The sequence below is a fragment of the Pseudomonas marginalis genome, assembly GCF_024169655.1.
Taxonomy (GTDB): Bacteria; Pseudomonadota; Gammaproteobacteria; order Pseudomonadales; family Pseudomonadaceae; genus Aquipseudomonas; species Aquipseudomonas paraveronii.
In genome coordinates, this window is the sequence record NZ_JALJWV010000001.1 from 927,824 (window position 1) to 944,671 (window position 16,848).

General features: G+C 59.0%; 17 protein-coding genes and 1 riboswitch. Of the genes, 9 read left to right on the top strand and 8 right to left on the bottom strand.

Annotation, left to right across the window (positions count from 1 at the left end):
- Positions 1-638: 638 nt before the first annotated feature.
- The gene (locus J2Y83_RS04125; RefSeq protein ID WP_253393431.1) at positions 639-872 is read right to left on the bottom strand and encodes a hypothetical protein; all 234 of its coding nucleotides are present in this window, start codon (positions 870-872) and stop codon (positions 639-641) included.
- Between the two features lie 193 nt (positions 873-1,065).
- Here J2Y83_RS04125 and J2Y83_RS04130 point away from each other — a divergent pair, with 193 nt between their 5' ends.
- Positions 1,066-1,650 (top strand): YajG family lipoprotein, encoded by a 585-nt coding sequence (locus J2Y83_RS04130; RefSeq protein ID WP_247395969.1) that lies wholly within the window; start codon positions 1,066-1,068, stop codon positions 1,648-1,650.
- A gap of 54 nt (positions 1,651-1,704) precedes the next feature.
- On the opposite strand, the gene J2Y83_RS04135 is transcribed toward J2Y83_RS04130, so the two are convergent.
- Entirely contained in the window at positions 1,705-1,914 is a 210-nt protein-coding gene (locus J2Y83_RS04135) for a hypothetical protein (protein WP_253393432.1), read from the bottom strand.
- A 181-nt stretch (positions 1,915-2,095) separates the two neighbouring features.
- On the opposite strand from J2Y83_RS04135, the gene J2Y83_RS04140 reads away from it, so the two are divergent.
- Entirely contained in the window at positions 2,096-2,353 is a 258-nt protein-coding gene (locus tag J2Y83_RS04140) for a hypothetical protein (protein WP_253393433.1), read from the top strand.
- A gap of 121 nt (positions 2,354-2,474) precedes the next feature.
- Here the strand turns inward: J2Y83_RS04140 and J2Y83_RS04145 are convergent, their stop codons facing one another.
- Positions 2,475-3,638: a 1-acyl-sn-glycerol-3-phosphate acyltransferase gene (locus J2Y83_RS04145; protein ID WP_253393434.1), complete on the bottom strand. Its 1,164-nt coding sequence runs from the start codon at positions 3,636-3,638 to the stop codon at positions 2,475-2,477.
- A gap of 133 nt (positions 3,639-3,771) precedes the next feature.
- Between J2Y83_RS04145 and J2Y83_RS04150 the strand changes: the two genes are divergently transcribed.
- The 4 genes from J2Y83_RS04150 (at position 3,772) to J2Y83_RS04165 (ending at position 5,857) form a co-directional block, all read left to right on the top strand.
- On the top strand, positions 3,772-3,954 hold the full coding sequence (locus J2Y83_RS04150) for a CPXCG motif-containing cysteine-rich protein (RefSeq protein ID WP_247395965.1): 183 nt from the start codon (positions 3,772-3,774) through the stop codon (positions 3,952-3,954).
- An 11-nt stretch (positions 3,955-3,965) separates the two neighbouring features.
- Positions 3,966-4,226: a putative signal transducing protein gene (locus tag J2Y83_RS04155; RefSeq protein WP_253393435.1), complete on the top strand. Its 261-nt coding sequence runs from the start codon at positions 3,966-3,968 to the stop codon at positions 4,224-4,226.
- Between the two features lie 36 nt (positions 4,227-4,262).
- Positions 4,263-4,883, top strand: a complete 621-nt coding sequence (locus J2Y83_RS04160; protein WP_253393436.1) for an SOS response-associated peptidase — start codon at positions 4,263-4,265, stop codon at positions 4,881-4,883.
- Positions 4,884-5,038: 155 nt separating this feature from the next.
- The gene (locus J2Y83_RS04165; RefSeq protein WP_247395959.1) at positions 5,039-5,857 is read left to right on the top strand and encodes a M48 family metallopeptidase; all 819 of its coding nucleotides are present in this window, start codon (positions 5,039-5,041) and stop codon (positions 5,855-5,857) included.
- Between the two features lie 81 nt (positions 5,858-5,938).
- Here the strand turns inward: J2Y83_RS04165 and J2Y83_RS04170 are convergent, their stop codons facing one another.
- The 3 genes from J2Y83_RS04170 to J2Y83_RS04180 all read right to left on the bottom strand — a co-directional run bounded on the left by J2Y83_RS04170 (position 5,939) and on the right by J2Y83_RS04180 (position 8,778).
- Positions 5,939-6,523, bottom strand: a complete 585-nt coding sequence (locus J2Y83_RS04170) for a TMEM165/GDT1 family protein (protein WP_247396011.1) — start codon at positions 6,521-6,523, stop codon at positions 5,939-5,941.
- A gap of 88 nt (positions 6,524-6,611) precedes the next feature.
- A riboswitch (yybP-ykoY riboswitch) is annotated at positions 6,612-6,733 on the bottom strand.
- A 50-nt stretch (positions 6,734-6,783) separates the two neighbouring features.
- Entirely contained in the window at positions 6,784-7,782 is a 999-nt protein-coding gene (locus J2Y83_RS04175) for a class I SAM-dependent methyltransferase (RefSeq protein ID WP_253393437.1), read from the bottom strand.
- A gap of 30 nt (positions 7,783-7,812) precedes the next feature.
- A complete protein-coding gene (locus tag J2Y83_RS04180; protein ID WP_253393438.1) occupies positions 7,813-8,778 on the bottom strand; it encodes a 2-hydroxyacid dehydrogenase in 966 nt (321 codons plus the stop codon).
- Positions 8,779-8,862: 84 nt separating this feature from the next.
- Here J2Y83_RS04180 and J2Y83_RS04185 point away from each other — a divergent pair, with 84 nt between their 5' ends.
- Complete coding sequence (locus tag J2Y83_RS04185; protein WP_253393439.1) at positions 8,863-9,495, top strand: LysE family translocator; 633 nt, start codon at positions 8,863-8,865, stop codon at positions 9,493-9,495.
- Between the two features lie 93 nt (positions 9,496-9,588).
- On the opposite strand, the gene J2Y83_RS04190 is transcribed toward J2Y83_RS04185, so the two are convergent.
- Positions 9,589-10,659 (bottom strand): hypothetical protein, encoded by a 1,071-nt coding sequence (locus J2Y83_RS04190; RefSeq protein ID WP_253393440.1) that lies wholly within the window; start codon positions 10,657-10,659, stop codon positions 9,589-9,591.
- On the bottom strand, positions 10,652-12,691 hold the full coding sequence (locus tag J2Y83_RS04195) for a lipase family protein (RefSeq protein ID WP_253393441.1): 2,040 nt from the start codon (positions 12,689-12,691) through the stop codon (positions 10,652-10,654). The genes J2Y83_RS04190 and J2Y83_RS04195 overlap by 8 nt, the downstream gene beginning before the upstream one ends.
- A gap of 256 nt (positions 12,692-12,947) precedes the next feature.
- On the opposite strand from J2Y83_RS04195, the gene J2Y83_RS04200 reads away from it, so the two are divergent.
- Both J2Y83_RS04200 and J2Y83_RS04205 read left to right on the top strand, forming a co-directional pair.
- Positions 12,948-14,630 (top strand): fatty acid--CoA ligase, encoded by a 1,683-nt coding sequence (locus tag J2Y83_RS04200; RefSeq protein ID WP_253393442.1) that lies wholly within the window; start codon positions 12,948-12,950, stop codon positions 14,628-14,630.
- Between the two features lie 332 nt (positions 14,631-14,962).
- The gene (locus J2Y83_RS04205) at positions 14,963-16,822 is read left to right on the top strand and encodes a DUF1302 domain-containing protein (RefSeq protein ID WP_253393443.1); all 1,860 of its coding nucleotides are present in this window, start codon (positions 14,963-14,965) and stop codon (positions 16,820-16,822) included.
- The last annotated feature ends 26 nt before the right edge of the window (positions 16,823-16,848 follow it).

The window sequence follows — 16,848 nt, forward strand, 5'->3', positions numbered from 1 at the left end:
TGGCCAGGATCGCCATGTCCGTTTCGCAATTCTTTGCAACTTCAGCGCACGCTTCCTGCCGGGCTAATCTGCCTATGAACGCATTCATGGGCGACTGTGGCAATTCGACTTATGGTCAACGGCGTGCGATTAGTGCAATCAATCCGTAGCGGACAGGCTCAAGCTCCGGTTTTTAAGGAGTACTCGGTCCTGTGTGATTGGGCTGTTCCAGACGCTGATGGTGCTTGTACAAACGCCAAACTATTCATTTGCTCGCCACACTCTTGTGAAGTTGTGAAAACCCGTTTTTTTCACGCTCTTTTGAAGACGTGAACCTCAAAAAAGGGCTGCCCAGCCTGGCACCTGGCCCGGAAAACCTTGCCGGCATGCGGCAAAACGGGCAAACAACTCAAGTGGCCGAGCGCAATGGCAGCTCTGGCAGATTCGGTAAAGGCGGGTGGATTGCAAAGAAAACAGCAAGCGCGCCAGCTTCACACGATCTGTGTGGGCGGCTCTCTGTGGGCGATCTGGGGGGCTAATGCCGAGGCATTAACGATGTTGCGAGGCCCGATCAGGAGACGTCCTTATAATCGGGGGGAGATTGTAGCGAAGAACGCTAAGGAAATGGGCGTGTTTTATGACTTTTATTAGGCGTTTGGTCAGGCGGTCAACGGCTGGTGATGCGCCGGCTGTGCCGAGCGCGCGCTGATGCGGGCGCTGGCGGGCAGTGGGTGGTGCATCCAGCTCAAGCGAATTTCTTCGATTTCCACCCAGTCATCGCCGACCGGAGGCTGGCTGCACTCTTTGAAGGCCTGGCAACGACCTTGCGCATCGAGCAGGGCAAATTGGCGAAGGGCGGGCTTGCGTGTAAACAGCGACCAGAGAAAAGACATGGGATCGGCCTCCTGAGATTGAGACCAAGCATGCCTGCGGGGGATGACGAGTCCGTGTATCGACTGTGACATAGAGGTGACATCGAACCCCTACAGTGCCCACAAGTCATAGGTTGTAACTGACGCTAGTTCCCGGCGAGGGCCGCCCGCTATACTGCTGGCCTGTCGGTACTCGATTTCTGGAGAGAAGAGCATGTTGCAACGCCTGTTGTTCGGTTTGATCACTGTGACCAGTTTGGCCCTGGTTGGCTGCGCCAATAGCCCGCAACAACTCAGCCCGCAACCGAAGCTCACCACGCAGTTGGCTCCGGTGGGTCACGGTCAGCCGGTATCGGTGCGTGTGGTGGATGGTCGTCCTTCGCCGACCCTGGGCTCCCGTGGTGGCCTGTATCCGGAGACCGCGCTGGTGTCGGTAAGCGCCGCCGACGTGCTCCCCAAGCTGCAAGCCCAGGCTGAAGCAGCGGTGCGTCTGCTCGGCTTTACCCCGGCGAACTCGCCGGGCGCTCCGCAGTTGACCATCACCCTGGCCGAGCTGAAATACCAGTCGCCCAAAGAAGGCCTGTACGTGACTGAGGCCTCTATCGGTGCGACGTTCAAGTCCGACGTCAGCGCCGGCACCCGTCGCTACAGCGGCCGTTACGGTGCGTCCCTCAACCAGCGCTTCGGCATGTCACCGAACCAGGAAACCAACACCAAGCTCGTCAGCGATGTCTTGAGCGACGCCCTGACCCGGTTGTTCAAGGACCCGAGCATCGGCCAACTGCTCAGCTCGCAATAACGGTTGATAAAAAACCGGGCTCAGCGCTGAGCCCGGTTTTTTTTGCCTGGCGTTTCATGCCGCGGTGTCGATACCGAAGTCGAGCATGCTCACTCCGGTCAGCAGATCTGTCTCCGGCAGGTCCGCATGCTGGTGCCCGCCAAGGGCGCAATACACCAGCCAGTGGCGGTCCTGGACGTTGAACGCGAGGCCGCCGATCAGCGCCTCTTGCTCATCGCTTGGGGCAATCAAATACAGCCGATCCTGGTTTTGCGCGTGCAACATGACAAGCTCCCGAGTGTTCGAAGGGCCATAGAGTGAACGGTTAAGGTGACGTTCAGGTGACGCCGGAAATTACTGGATACATTAGCCGTCAATGGGGGAGGGAGCTTTAGGCGCAGGAGGCGACTATCGTTCAGGTTTGTATCTGAACTGATACCAAGGCACTGTTTCAACGAGGTTTGTGATGGCGCTGCCCGGACTGCTGATCAATGTTGTTGCTCTATTAGTGGCTTGCCCTGGGGCTGCGCTGCTATTCATTACCCGTTTGAAGGAACAGCGCGCCATGGCCAGGCTCGCCGCGCAAAGCGAAGAGCGCGCCATCGACCAGCCCATGCTGTTTCTGGATGTGCGCACCGAACGGGCGCATCGCCTGGCTTATCGTGTTGGTTTCGCCTGCCTGGGGCTCGCGCTGCTGAGCTCATGGATCAGTACGCGTTTTTAGTTGCGCCCTGAAACGACTGTGGGAGCGGGCTTGCTCGCGATAGCGGAGTAACAGTCGGTACATCTGTGACTGAACCACCGCATCGCAGGCAAGCCCGCTCCCACAGGTTTGGATAGGTGTATTACAGCGGGATGCCCGCCTTGACCCGATATTGATTGCGTACTGGTGTTGCATATTGCACCACCAGAAACGGCCGGTGTTCGACCGGGCACTCGTTCAAGCGCCGCTCCCACTCCGCCTTGGCCTTGGCCAGCTCGTCGGCCGGGAAGATATCCGCTGCCTTGGGCACCTGCAATTGCGGGTCGGCGTCAGTCCACTGGGCATATGCCAGGTAGTGAACCGGGAATAAGCGATAACCCCCGAGAATCTGCCGGTCCATTTCCACGGCGAGCAGTTTGGTGTCCTCGAAACGCTCGGTGATCGGCGGCGCAAAGTTCACATGCACCCGGCCCTTGTAGCCGGTAATGCCCAGGGCAATGCTCACATCGTCTTCGCCCTGGGCCTTGGTGTAGGTGCCGGTGGTGGCGCGGATGTACAACTCGCGGGCCTTGGCGGCATCGCATGGGTCGTACTCGTAGCTGATGGACACTGGCGTCAGGTTCAGCGACTGGATCACCTCGGCAAACGGCTCGTCCTTGCGGCTGACGTGAAACATCTTGAGGATCGCCGATTCGGTACGGTCATCCCCATCCTTGGCGCGCCCTTCGGCCTGGGCGATCCAGATCGACTGGCAGTCGTGGCGGATCGAATGGTTGATGTAAGCCGACAGCAGTTGGTACGCCGCCATTTTCTCCTTTCGCCCGGTAATCGAGCGGTGCACGATGAAACTCTTGTTCAGGCGCATCAGGTCGCTGACAAACGGTTTTTGCAGCAGGTTGTCGCCAATCGCGATTCGCGGCGTCGGCAGGCCGGCGTGATACACGGCATAGTTGACGAAGGCCGGGTCCATCACGATATCGCGATGGTTAGCCAAAAAGACGTAGGCGGTGCCCGATTTGAGCTGTTCTACGCCGGTATAGGTCACGCCGTCGGTCGCTCGATCAATGGTGTGGTCGACGTAATACTCGACTTTGTCCTGCAGCGTAGCCACGGTGGTGACACCGGCGAATTCACGGCGCAGCTTGCGGGCGATCATTGGCTTGAGCAGCCAGCCCAAGGCGCCGGCAAAGCGCGGGAAGCGGAAGTGGGTCAGGATGTCCAGAAAGGCCTTGTCACTGAACAGCCGCTCCAGCACTGCCGGGACTTCGCTGTCGTTGTAAGGTCGGATGGTATCGAATTCGCCCATCATGCTCTCTTGTTAGAAACGGCTAGGGTAAGTAGAGGAAATACCAGGGTGTGGCCTGAGTAATGGGCTCGGCCGAAATATAACCCTGTAAATAGACCGGCGATTATACGCACAAGTCACTTGGGAGACTGCGATGCTGGAAACTGCGCTGTACGATTGTCCTTATTGTGGCGAGGTGGTGGAGACCACGGTGGATTTATCCGGCGGTGACCAGACCTATATAGAAGACTGCCAGGTGTGTTGCCGACCGATCATTTTCAGCCTGCAGGTCCATGGTGAAGAGTGGATGCTCGAAACTCGCAGCGAAAACGAATAGCAGGTGCGCCCATGCAGCGAATCTATGAACCGGAAAACCTGATGGAAGGCGAGTTACTGCAGCAGATGCTCGCCAGCGAAGGGATCGAGGCGCATTTGGTGGGGGCCCATTTGCTCGGTGGTACGGGCGAGTTGCCGATTTTCGGGCTGCTGGGGCTGGAGGTGGACAATGACCAGGCCGCCTCCGCCCGCGAGCTGATCACCATCTATAACGGCGCGCAACCGTTGCCCGGTGATGAACCCGACAACTTCCCTGATGTATTGGTCTGTTAGGCTGTCGGTCGGTTTACCCAAGAGTCGTGTTGCCCCATGTGTGGACGTTATGCCCTGTTTCGCTGGAATCCCACGTTTGCTGCCTTGCCGGGCTTTCCGGCGGATCAGCAGGCCCAGTGGAATATTTCTCCGAATGATTCGGTGCTGATCCAGCGCGCCGCCGACGGCCAGCGCACCCTGGCGCGTGCCCGTTGGGGCCTGACGCCGCCTTGGCTGACGGACCTTTCCCGCACCCCGGCGCATGCCCGCGCCGAAACCCTGGCTGAGCAACCGATGTTTCGCGAAGCGTTTCGTCAACGCCGTTGCCTGCTGCCGGCCAACGGTTTCTACGAATGGCGTGGCACTCAGCGTAAGCGGCCGTACTGGCTGACGCCAGGGGAAGGTTCGACGCTGTTTTTCGCGGCTATCTGGGAAGCGTATCCAGTGCAGGAGCAGGTGTGGTTGAGCACGGCGGTGGTGACGCAGGCGGCGCAGAGTCAGCGGCGGCCATTGATTCTGGACGCGGCGGGGCAGGAGGCGTGGCTGAATCCCGAAACGCCCTTGCACGTATTGCAGGGGTTGCTGACCAGTGAGCCCGTCCCTTTGCGCGAGCGGGTTTTGGCCAACATGGTCAACGATCCCAAACTCAATGGGCCGGAGTGCCTGACCCCGGCTTGAATTTTGATCGGATTGATCCAGCCTGTTGCTGTGGCGGGAATGTGGGATGTATCCGAAATTTAGCGTCTACACGTCTGATGTATCTGGCGCCGATACAAATCACCGCCTAGGATACGCGCCATGTTTTCAGGGCGTCTTTCAGGGAGAGTGTGTTGATGAAAAAATCATTGGCCGTAAGTGTATTGGCGGCGGCGGTGCTGCTGGCCGGGTGTCAGTCGGTCAACACCACCAGCGGCGGTGCCGTTGGGGTGGAGCGCAAGCAGTACATGTTCAGCATGCTGTCGAGCCAGGAAGTCGACCAGATGTATGCGCAGTCCTACCAGCAGACCCTGGGTGAGGCCGGCGGCAAAGGCCTGGTCGACAAGACCAGCGCCAACGCCAAGCGCGTGCAGGCCATCGCCAACCGCCTGATCGCCCAGGCGCCCACCTTCCGTCCGGATGCGGCGCAATGGAAGTGGGAAGTGAACCTGATCAAGAGCGATGAGATGAACGCCAACTGCGGGCCGGGCGGCAAGATCTTCGTGTACAGCGCGTTGATCGATAACCTCAAGCTCACCGATGACGAACTGGCGGCGGTGATGGGCCATGAAATCGCCCACGCTTTGCGTGAACATGGCCGTGAAGCCATGTCCAAAGCCTATGGCATCGAGATGGCCAAGCAAGGCGCCGGCGCGTTGTTCGGCCTGGGCCAGGACAGCCTGGCCCTGGCCGATACCGTGGCCAACTACGGCATGACCTTGCCCAACAGCCGCAGCAATGAAAACGAAGCGGACCTGATCGGCCTGGAGCTGGCGGCCCGTGCCGGTTACAACCCGAACGCCGCCATCACGTTGTGGAACAAAATGGCCAAGGCTTCGGAAGGCTCGCCACCGGAGTTCATGAGCACTCACCCGGCCTCCGACAGCCGGATCGCCTCGTTGCAGGCGGCGATTCCGAAGGTGATGCCGCTCTACCAACAGGCCAAGAAGTCCTGATATTCCAACGCTTATGAAGACCCAAATGTGGGAGGGGGCTTGTCCCTTCCCACAGTGGATTGGGTTTGCAGGCTTAGATCCTTAGATCCAGCCGCTGCTCTGCATAGCCTTGTACACCGCCACGATCGCCAGGACGAAAAACGCTGTAGCCGCCAGTCGACGAATCAAGGTCAGCGGCAATTTCTCCGCGGCAAAATTCCCCGCCAGAACCACCGGTACGTTGGCAATCAACATGCCCAGGGTGGTGCCGATAATCACCAGCCACAGCTCAGGGTATTGCGCCGCCAGCATCACCGTGGCGATCTGCGTCTTGTCGCCGATTTCGGCGAGGAAGAACGCAATCAGGGTGGTCAGGAACGGCCCGAACTTGCGCGAGGTACTGGCTTCGTCATCGTCGAGTTTGTCCGGCACCAGGGTCCACAGCGCCGTGGCGCAGAAGCTCGCCGCGAGAATCCAGTGCAGCACCGCTGTCGAGAAGAAACTACCGAACCAGGCACCCACGGCACCGGCGGCGGCATGGTTAGCCAGGGTCGCGGCGATGATGCCGGCGATGATCGGCCAGGGTTTGCGAAAGCGTGCGGCAAGGATGAGCGCGAGCAGTTGGGTCTTGTCGCCGATTTCGGCCAAGGCAACGATTGCGGTAGGTACGAGCAGTGAATCGAGCATCAGGTTGGTTTCCAGGGGCGGGTCGACACGGCTATGACACGTACAGCCTTCCCGCCCCGGGTAAGGTGTGCGTGTCATAGGTCTTGTCAAACCCCGGTCCGTCTGAGCGGACTCCTGGGTCGCATACGCCATGGTCTGTTGACCAAGTATGTTGACGTATGCCGGACGAGCGTGGCGCTCGTGGGAGACTACTCCCCTAGGACGGAGCGGATTCTGCCTAGGCGAAATCCATTCGGCAAGTGTTCTTTTGCAAACGCCGGTCAGCCGCGCTTGGCGCGATAGATGCGAAAACCATTGCCTTCGGCCTTGATCGCACACACGCCCAAGTGCTCTTCGATCAGTGGCTGGTACTTCAGGAAACTGTTGGCAACCAGCCGAAGTTCGCCGCCTTTTGCCAGGTGTTTCGCGGCTTTTCTCAGCAAGTTCTCCGTGGCGAAGTAGTCGGTGTGGACTCCCACATGGAACGGCGGGTTGCTCAGGATCGCGTTCAAGCCCATCGGCGCGGCATCGATGCCGTCTGCGGTCAGCACGTCGGCTTCCAGACCGTTGGCGGCCAGGGTCAGGCGGCTGCTGGCGGTGGCGAAGGCGTCCACATCCAGCATCGTCACCGCATTGTGCGGGTAGCGACGTTTGACCGCCGCGCCCAACACTCCAGCGCCGCAACCGAAGTCCAGCAGGTGGCCACTGGGCAGTTTGTCCAAGTGTTCCAGCAACAATTCGGTGCCGCGATCCAGGCGGCCATGGCTGAATACGCCCGGCAGGCTCACCACTTTCAGCGGCCCTTCGGCCAGCGGCACTTCGAAGACCTGCGCCAGGCTCTCCAGCTCAACCGCTTGCGGCGCGTTGGCCACGGTGACCTGCCACAACTGGCAGTGGCGTGCGTTATCGAGTTTGCGCGGTTTGCCGAAGGGGATCATCTGCTTGGCGGCGCTTTCGATACCGCCTTTTTTCTCCCCCACCAGAAACAGCTCGGCGTCGGGCAGGCGCGCGGCCACGGCGTTGAGCAGGTAGTCGGTCAGGTCCTTGGACTTGGGCAGGAAGATCACTGCCGCATCAAACGCGCGCTGCGGCACATTCACGCCGAACTGGCTGCGCTCGGGGAAACGTGCGTCGAGCGCCGCCTGGTCACCGGCATGCCAGCACCAGCCATGCGCATTGGGCAGGCGGCCGAGCAAATCGTCGGCGGGTAACCCCACGAGCAGCAGGTTGCCTTGAAAAAGTTCGGCCTGACGAAGCAGTACTTCACTGCGCGGATCCATGGTCTGCTCCTTGAAAAGGGGCGCAGTTTATCAACTGACGACGCGCAGCGGGGCGCCGCTGAAAAAGCCGCGGGCGTTTTCCGCCAGTTGACCGACGATCCGCTGTCGCGCTTCGCGACTGCCCCAGGCATTGTGGGGCGTAACGATCAAGCGCGGGATGTCGTCGGCCAGCAGCGGGTTGCCATGCACCGGGGGTTCGACGCTCAGCACATCGGTCGCCGCGCCGCCCAGGTGCCCATTGCGCAAGGCATCGGCCAGGGCCTGTTCGTTGATCAAGCCACCGCGCGCAGTGTTGACGATAAACGCGCCGGGCTTGAGTAGCGCCAGTTCGCGGGCGCCGATCAAGTCGCGGGTGTGTTCGTTGAGCGGGCAGTGCAGCGTCAACGCGTCGACCTGCGCCAGCAGTTCATCCAGCGGCACGCGATCGGCGCGGGCAGGGCGCCCGGGAATAGCGCCGAGTATGACGCGCATGCCGAAGGCTTCGGCCAGCCGCGCGACGGCGCTGCCCAGTTCGCCATGGCCCAGCAGGCCGAGGGTTTTGCCTTCGAGTTCGACGATGGGGTGATCCAGCAGGCAGAACTGCTTGGCCTGTTGCCATTTGCTGGCCTTCACGTCCCGCTGATAGTCGTTCAAACGCGTCGCCAGGTTCAGCAGCAGCATGATCGTATGCTGCGCCACCGACGGTGTGCCGTAGCCCTGGCAGTTACTCACGGTGACACCATGGGTGCGGGCGGCTTCAAGGTCGACGTTATTGGTGCCGGTGGCTGACACCAGGATCAGCTTGAGCTCGGGGCAGGCCGCCAAGGTTTCGCTGTTGAGCGCAATCTTGTTGCTGATGGCGACTTGGGCGCCTTGCAGGCGTTCGAGCACATTCTGCGGCGTGGTCTGCTCAAACAGCTGCAGGTCGCTGAAGCAGTTTCGCAACTCGCTGAGGTCGAGGTCCCCCAAGTCGAGGGATGGGTGATCGAGGAAGACGGCGCGGCGATTGTTCGTCATCAACTGTACCTTTTGTGACAGGGTTCGAAGGCGTAATCTACCGAGCCTATCAGATGAAATAATCTGTTACTTAATGGAGTGAGTATGTACGTCGCCGAGTTTTTGACCGTGGCCCTGATTCACCTGTTGGCGGTAGCCAGCCCCGGCCCGGATTTCGCGGTGGTGGTCCGCGAAAGTGTCACCCACGGCCGCCGCGCCGGGACCTGGACCGCATTGGGCGTGGGTTCGGCGATTTTCCTGCACGTGGGGTACTCGTTGCTCGGCATCGGCTTGATCGTGTCCCAGTCCATCGTGCTGTTCAACGCGCTGAAATGGGCGGCGGCGGCTTACCTGCTGTACATCGGCTTCAAGGCCCTGCGCGCACAGCCGGCCAAGCCTGCCGCTGAAGGCGAACTGCACCGCGAAGTCGGCGAACGCACCCCACGCGGGGCATTTACCGCAGGCTTTGTGACTAACGGTTTGAACCCCAAGGCCACGTTGTTCTTCCTGTCGCTGTTTACCGTGGTGATCAACCCGCACACACCGCTGGCGGTGCAGGCGGGTTATGGCGTGTACCTGGCGGTGGCCACGGCGCTGTGGTTCTGCCTGGTGGCGATGTTGTTCAGCCAGCAGCGGGTGCGTGCAGGGTTTGCGCGGATGGGGCATTGGTTTGATCGGACGATGGGGGCGGTGTTGATTGCGATTGGGGTGAAGTTGGCGTTTACCAGTATGAAATGAGTCGAACTCTCTTACGACCGGCACCAAGATGGAATATGGTTTTGTCCTTGGCGGAACCAGCGGGTTCGAAAGCCATTTTTTGTATAGGCGGCATCACCATCTCCTGTTGGGGAAATCGACTTCACGTACTGGATGGGCGCTTTCCGGTAAAGGGTCGGTAAGCCCCTCGACATCTGTCTTCTCCTCGAATATTTGACCGTTGTTACCGACCAGCCTATAGCTATACGAAGGCAGTCTTTTCCCCCATTCGTCCACAATGAGGTAGCGCCCAAACCCGGGCTTATCCGGTTCTGGGAGCCAGTCGGGTAACAGCTGCGGGCGGGGGTCCAGACAATCGGCATAACGCCAGCGTGAAAAACACTCGGGCGCGCGTCCTGTGCGCAGGCTTTGTAGTTTCCAGAAGTCTGGCGTCGATTGACCATCTGCCACGACACTACCATCGGGATAGGTGAAAGCGGTGTGGTTTCCCTCCTTTTTTTCCTTTGGCCCCGCCGAATAAACTATGAAATCGGAATGTATGACTGGTTCGAAATATACCTGCCGCGCCTGTAATGCTTGGTAACTGAGGTAAATGCTGCCCTCGCCGGCCAAGCCCACAGTTTTTTTGTAAGGCCCCAAAAACTCTTCATCGACCCAAGGGTAGTAATCCTTCTTGATCGTCAGATCGCCTTCAACCTTGATATCAGCCCCACCCCGTGGCGAGTCGTTGTAGTCAAATATCACAACCACGCCCCCGCCTCCCCCAGAGGTCACATTCTCGCCAAAACGCGTCGGATCGGCATAAACCACGCCAAAGGTCACATTCGCCAAATGCCAGCGGCACGCGCCACCGCCATCTTTCGGTAGTTCCACTTGGTAGAGATCACTCTGCCCCTGGCGCTCCAGTTCCTTGTAAACCGAGTGATGACCATCCCGTTCAGTGCGCTGGCCGCTGGCGCCGTAGTCGACACGCTTACAAATGGGTGAGCGATACATCACCCACATAGTTTCGGTTTTCAGCTCCTTGGGCAGTTTCACGGTGACGGTTATTTTTTCGCTGTTAGCAGGCGGGGCCAGGCTGTGGTCCTGACGGCATCCACTGAGACTGAAAAACATCGCGCACACAACCGTGAGCAGGCGGAGGAACCGGATTTCGTCCTTTCGCGTGTGAATAGGCTTAACCATAGGTTTTCTCGTAATAAGCTTTTGGGTCGGCAATGGCGTTAAAGCGCTGCAGCGCCTCGGCGCCACCTGCTACTTGCTGGGTGATATGCAGGGCTTGGTCTACCAGACGCTGTAAGTCGAGGAACACGCGATTGCGGGCCAGTTCGTCCTCGTGAATGCTCGCGTAGTAATCCTTTAGCTGTTGTTCGAACTTGCGCCGTTGGACCTGTCGCTCCAGCAATGGATCGCGCTCGGCGTCAATCGATTCCAGTAATTGGTTATGGATATAGGGTTGGTATTGCGACATGAAGTGATCGCCAATACGCGGCATTCGCCCCGTCGTCGGGTTGCTGTAGCGAGGGAAGAACCGGGCACGACTTTCGGCGTTCAGCGACGTGTTCAGGCACTGCGTGGCCTGCTCGACTTGCTGGTCACCGTCCTCGCTCAGGCTGGGGACCAAATACAGCTTGGCTTTTTCCGGCAGTTCGTAGGCGATAGTGCTGCGATAAGGCGTGCCATCGGGTTTGCGGTAAGCGGGGTATGGTGTGATCTCCTGTTGCTGGTGTTGCTCGGCCCGGAAAAACATGGCGATCTCACCGTGATGGCTGAACGGGTCTTCATGTTTGAATACTGCGCTGGAGACGGCTTGACGTAGCGACCAACTAAACCCGGCGAGCAGGCCGACAGGGCCATAGGCGTCATATAGGTAATTGTCCAACGCGGCCTCGGGGGGGACGCGAGGAATGGCGTCCATGTCATTGACATGGCGAAAGTGCCATAAGTCGCCCAAAAACTGTACGGCGTGGAGGGTGAAGGTGCGGGGCATGCCGTAGGTGTAGAGCAGGGGGTTATGGTTTTTCAGCGAGGCCGCGTGGATGAGGCCGAGGGCGCCGCCCAGGCTATGGCCGCAGATGAACAATTTTTTATCGCGAACACCACCAAGAATCGTCTTGCCAAAATCAGTATCAAAAACTCTTCTCGCTACCTCAAATGCATCGCGAAAGCCAAGGTGCACACTGCCCACAGCAGTAAGGTCAGGGCAAGGAACCTTAGGCTCGCAAACCGCAGCGATCTCCGGTTTCACAGGACGAAAGGTCGCATCGGTGATGAGGTCAGCAAGCCCTTCCATCTCAGTGCCACGCCAAGCCACCAACACTTGGGAAACACTGATAGCGTAAAACAACTGGGTATGACCTTCCGGCACGTCTGCCTTAGCGGTATCCAAGGCTTTGATCGTCAAATAACGATCACTGAAAGGCACATCAACCACCACACATGGCCATGCCTGGCCGTTATCCCAAACCCGAGGTGTACGTGACAAATCCAGGCATTGCTGCTCGAAAAACTCGTTGACGGAACCCAGTTCGCGTTCATCCCGCGTGCTATACGCCAGAATACTCATCAACCCCAGGTTGTAGGCATTGACCAGGCTGTACCCAGACTGGTGATGCAACATCAGAGACCAGGCGCGAAATGGGCAGACTTCCAGCACATGACGACGGTCCAGTTCATCGCCACTGACGGTGAAGCCGTTGAACTTTCGTTCCGGGAAATGAAACGCCGGTAGCTGATTCGAATCATTCAAGGGGGGCTGGAATGTTGGTTGTCGGTCACATAATTGACCGATTCGTAGATAGTGGTAGCAGCGCCCCGCAGCCAGCGCCTGCTTCTCAATCGGCGAAAAGCCTGAGCGTTGCGGGCCATACAGCGGTGTACGATCCCCGATAACCGGTCGAGGCGGCTCCGCGCGCTCAGCACGCAAACGACGCGTTTGCAGTTGATCGGCCAAAGGGTTGGCCTCCATCAACAACGTGATAGGCAGCGGATGCAAGCCCTCGATGCGAATCACACCCTCGGCATCGCTTTGGCCAAGAAACTCCGGCACAACACGCTCACGAGTGGCCTCATTCACCGCACGGTAAGGCAGGTTCGCCAGGGGCTCGCCCTGCTCATCCAGCAATTGGAACTCTATCCAATGCCGTTTCTGTTTTCCGCCGATGAAATCCTTGTTCGGGTTGAGTGTGTCCGTGCGGTGCATGGGATCGTTGTGCATAGCGGTCCTTTAGCGATGGGTGCGACGAAAGTCCAAAGCGTAAAGAGTTGCTATCCGTGACGAATGTCGGAAGGTTCGCCTTTCAGCGAAGGGTGCTTCCTGATCTTATTTGCTTATGTCCCGAAGCGGATACTGGCGCAAAGCTAGCATTCACAGGAGGCTGCAAATCATTCCTTTGGCTGATTTGGCCGGCACCTAACGTCTCTACAGTGCAGGTCTTCAAGCCAAGACCGTGCAGTCATAAAAAGGGATTCGTATGTTGCAGACCCGTGTTATCCCGCCCGCCGAAGGTGCGTACCAATATCCGCTGTTGATCAAACGCCTGCTGATGTCCGGGGCCCGTTACGAGAAGACCCGGGAAATCATCTACCGCGACAAGCTGCGCTACACCTATCCGACCCTGATCGAGCGGGTCGCGCGCCTGGCCAATGTGCTCACTGACGCCGGGGTCAAGGCCGGTGATACCGTCGCTGTGATGGACTGGGACAGCCACCGTTACCTGGAATGCATGTTCGCGATCCCGATGATCGGCGCGGTGATCCACACCATCAACGTGCGCCTGTCGCCGGAACAGATTCTCTACACCATGAACCACGCCGAGGACCGCTTTGTGCTGGTCAACAGCGAGTTCGTGGGGCTTTACCAGGCGATTGCCGGGCAGCTCACCACCGTCGACAAAACGTTGTTGCTGACCGATGCGGCCGAGAAAACCGCTGAGCTGCCGAACCTGGTGGGGGAGTACGAAACCCTGCTGGCCGCCGCCAGCCCGAAGTACGATTTCGAGGATTTTGACGAAAATTCTGTCGCCACCACCTTCTATACCACCGGCACCACCGGCAACCCCAAGGGGGTGTACTTCACCCATCGCCAATTGGTGCTGCACACCATTGGCGTGGCGACCATCATGGGCAGTGTCGACAGCGTGCGCCTGCTGGGCACCAACGACGTGTATATGCCGATCACGCCGATGTTCCATGTGCATGCCTGGGGCCTGCCGTATGTGGCGACCATGCTGGGCCTGAAACAGGTCTACCCCGGGCGTTACGATCCGGAATACCTGGTGGAGCTGTGGCGCAAGGAGAAGGTCACCTTCTCCCACTGTGTGCCGACCATCCTGCAAATGGTGCTCAACGCCAAGGCCGCCCAGGGTGTGGACTTTGGCGGCTGGAAAATCGTCATCGGCGGCAGCGCCCTCAACCGCACGCTGTATGAAGCGGCCAAGGTCCGTGGGATTCAGCTGACCGCTGCGTATGGCATGTCCGAGACCGGGCCGCTGGTGTCCTGCGCCCATCTTAACGATGAGCTGATGGCCGGCACCGAAGACGAGCGCACCAGTTACCGCATCAAGGCCGGTGTGCCCGGGCCCTTGGTGGAAGCGGCGATCATCGACAGCGACGGCCATTTCCTGCCTGCCGATGGCGAGTCTCAGGGCGAGTTGGTGTTGCGTGCGCCGTGGCTGACCGAGGGCTACTACAACGAGCCGCAAAAGGGCGCCGAGCTGTGGGAAGGTGGCTGGATGCACACCGGCGACGTGGCGACCCTCGACGCGTTTGGGGTGATCGATATCCGCGACCGCATCAAGGACGTGATCAAGACCGGCGGCGAGTGGGTCTCGTCCCTGGCCCTTGAAGACCTGGTCAGCCGCCACCCGGCGGTACGCGAAGTAGCGGTGGTGGGCATCGCCGACCCGCAGTGGGGCGAGCGCCCGTTTGCCTTGCTGGTGGTGCGTGATGGCCATGTGATAGGGGCTCGCGAGCTCAAGGAACACCTCAAGCCGTTCGTGGAATTGGGCCACTTGAGCAAGTGGGCGATTCCAAGCCAGATCGCCATTGTTACTGAAATTCCCAAGACCAGTGTCGGCAAGCTCGACAAAAAACGTATCCGCATCGACATCATTGAATGGCAGGCCAACAACAGTACGTTCCTGTCCACCCTTTGATGCCCTTCGCCGTGCCCGTTCGGGCACGGCAATGCTCTATCTCGCGGCTTCACTTGTGATTTTCCGATTTTCAGCCATCCTTGCCGCGTCGGCCTTCGTCGACGTGGCGAAAGGGCTGTGGCAGACGGGTCGGTGATGCAAATCACACTTTAGAGGGATCAAGCGGTACCCCCTGCTGGCTATAGTCCCTCTCAGAGTTTTTCAAGGATGTTGCGCTTCGAGCCACGGGGGCTCGGTTGCCGGGGCGGCATTGGAATCGTTGTATTCCGGCCGTTACATGCATCACAGAAAGAACTCACTGCCATAACAATAATGCACATGGAGTAGCGTCGATGACCTCAGTAAACCAGTTCTGGCGCCGGGCAAGATTGCCCCTGGCTGTCAGTCTCGCCTCTACGCTCGCCGGGCCGGCATTCGGCGTCAGTTTCAACATTGGTGAAATCGAAGGTAGCTTCGATTCGTCGCTTTCGGTGGGGGCCAGCTGGTCGACAGCCAAGGCCAACCGCGACCTGATCGGCGTCAACAATGGTGGCAAGGGCTTGTCCCAGACCTCCGATGACGGCCACTTGAACTTCAAGCGCGGCGAGACGTTCTCGAAGATCTTCAAGGGTATCCATGACCTGGAGCTGAAATACGGCGACACCGGTGTGTTTGTGCGGGGCAAGTACTGGTATGACTTTGAGTTGAAAGATGAAAGCCGCCTATTCAAGGACATCAGCGACAACAACCGCAAGGAAGGCGCCAAGTCCTCCGGCGGGCAGATTCTCGACGCGTTTATCTACCACAACTACGCCATTGCCGATCAGCCAGGCAACGTGCGGTTTGGCAAGCAGGTAGTGAGCTGGGGTGAAAGTACCTTCATCGGTGGCGGCATCAACTCCATCAACCCGATCGACGTGTCGGCGTTCCGTCGCCCGGGGGCTGAGATCAAGGAGGGCTTGATTCCGGTCAACATGTTCTATATGTCGCAAACCTTGACCGATAATCTGTCGGCCGAGGCGTTTTATCAGTTGGAATGGGACCAGACCGTCACGGATAACTGTGGAACGTTCTTTTCGCAGCCGGACGTGATATCCGACGGTTGCAGCGACAACCTGCGGGTGCTTAACAGCCGCCGTTTCCTGCCTGGTGCAGTCCTCCCCGGTCTTGCTGCCAATGGTGTGGACGTCAATAACGAGGGTGTTCTCGTTCGCCGTGGTGCGGATCGCGACGCTCGCGATAGTGGTCAATTTGGTGTTGCATTCCATTACAACTTCGAGCCGCTGGACACGGAGTTCGGCGCTTACTTCATGAATTACCACAGCCGTGCGCCTATTTTCAGCGCCCAGGGCGCACCGCAATCTGCTTATACGGGGCCAACCGGCCTGCCGGGGTCGTTGCGCCCACTGGTGGTCGCGGGCAACTCCAACTATTTCGTCGAATACCCTGAAGACATTCGTCTGTATGGTCTGAGCTTCTCCACCACCTTGCCTACAGGCACCGCGTGGAGTGGTGAGTTGAGCTATCGCCCTAACGCCCCTGTTCAACTGAGCACCACTGACATCCTCTACGCGGGTGTCACCCCACTCCCAGGCTACGGCAATGCATCGGTGTTGAAGGGGAGTCCAGGCCAGGATCTGCATGGCTATAACCGTAAGGAAGTGACCCAGTTCCAGACCACCTTCACGCACTTCTTCGACCAAGTCATGGGTGCAAGTCGCCTGACCACCGTGGGTGAAATTGGTGTGACCCATGTGGGTGGCCTGGAAAGCAGATCAGAAGCGCGCTATGGCCGTGACCCGGTCTTTGGTCCGGGGGAGCTGCCAGGCGGCTTCTGTAATGCACTCAACAACTCGACGGCGCAAGGCGGGGGTCTAGCCAACGCGGCTAACCTAAACACCAACTGCAACAACGATGGCTTCACTACCGCGACGTCCTGGGGCTACCGCGCACGCGCCATCTGGGAATATCCGGACGTCTTCGCCGGGGTCAACCTCAAGCCTAACGTGGCCTGGTCCCACGACGTAAAAGGTTATTCTCCAGGCCCTGGCGGTAACTTTGAAGAGGGTCGCAAAGCGGTCAGCCTGGGGCTGGATGCTGAATACCAGAACACCTATACCGCGAGCCTGGCTTACACCAACTTCTTTGGTGGCAAGTTCAGTACGGTGGATGACCGCGACTTCGTTGCCCTGAGCTTCGGCGCCAACTTCTAAGCACACTGCATTTCAGGAAGAACCAG

Bases quoted from the DNA above. Each gene is read 5' to 3' on its own strand.
- J2Y83_RS04125 (WP_253393431.1), bottom strand. From the start codon at position 872: ATGTCTTTTCTCTGGTCGCTGTTTACACGCAAGCCCGCCCTTCGCCAA.
- J2Y83_RS04130 (WP_247395969.1), top strand. From the start codon at position 1,066: ATGTTGCAACGCCTGTTGTTCGGTTTGATCACTGTGACCAGTTTGGCC.
- J2Y83_RS04135 (WP_253393432.1), bottom strand. From the start codon at position 1,914: ATGTTGCACGCGCAAAACCAGGATCGGCTGTATTTGATTGCCCCAAGC.
- J2Y83_RS04140 (WP_253393433.1), top strand. From the start codon at position 2,096: ATGGCGCTGCCCGGACTGCTGATCAATGTTGTTGCTCTATTAGTGGCT.
- J2Y83_RS04145 (WP_253393434.1), bottom strand. From the start codon at position 3,638: ATGGGCGAATTCGATACCATCCGACCTTACAACGACAGCGAAGTCCCG.
- J2Y83_RS04150 (WP_247395965.1), top strand. From the start codon at position 3,772: ATGCTGGAAACTGCGCTGTACGATTGTCCTTATTGTGGCGAGGTGGTG.
- J2Y83_RS04155 (WP_253393435.1), top strand. From the start codon at position 3,966: ATGCAGCGAATCTATGAACCGGAAAACCTGATGGAAGGCGAGTTACTG.
- J2Y83_RS04160 (WP_253393436.1), top strand. From the start codon at position 4,263: ATGTGTGGACGTTATGCCCTGTTTCGCTGGAATCCCACGTTTGCTGCC.
- J2Y83_RS04165 (WP_247395959.1), top strand. From the start codon at position 5,039: ATGAAAAAATCATTGGCCGTAAGTGTATTGGCGGCGGCGGTGCTGCTG.
- J2Y83_RS04170 (WP_247396011.1), bottom strand. From the start codon at position 6,523: ATGCTCGATTCACTGCTCGTACCTACCGCAATCGTTGCCTTGGCCGAA.
- J2Y83_RS04175 (WP_253393437.1), bottom strand. From the start codon at position 7,782: ATGGATCCGCGCAGTGAAGTACTGCTTCGTCAGGCCGAACTTTTTCAA.
- J2Y83_RS04180 (WP_253393438.1), bottom strand. From the start codon at position 8,778: ATGACGAACAATCGCCGCGCCGTCTTCCTCGATCACCCATCCCTCGAC.
- J2Y83_RS04185 (WP_253393439.1), top strand. From the start codon at position 8,863: ATGTACGTCGCCGAGTTTTTGACCGTGGCCCTGATTCACCTGTTGGCG.
- J2Y83_RS04190 (WP_253393440.1), bottom strand. From the start codon at position 10,659: ATGGTTAAGCCTATTCACACGCGAAAGGACGAAATCCGGTTCCTCCGC.
- J2Y83_RS04195 (WP_253393441.1), bottom strand. From the start codon at position 12,691: ATGCACAACGATCCCATGCACCGCACGGACACACTCAACCCGAACAAG.
- J2Y83_RS04200 (WP_253393442.1), top strand. From the start codon at position 12,948: ATGTTGCAGACCCGTGTTATCCCGCCCGCCGAAGGTGCGTACCAATAT.
- J2Y83_RS04205 (WP_253393443.1), top strand. From the start codon at position 14,963: ATGACCTCAGTAAACCAGTTCTGGCGCCGGGCAAGATTGCCCCTGGCT.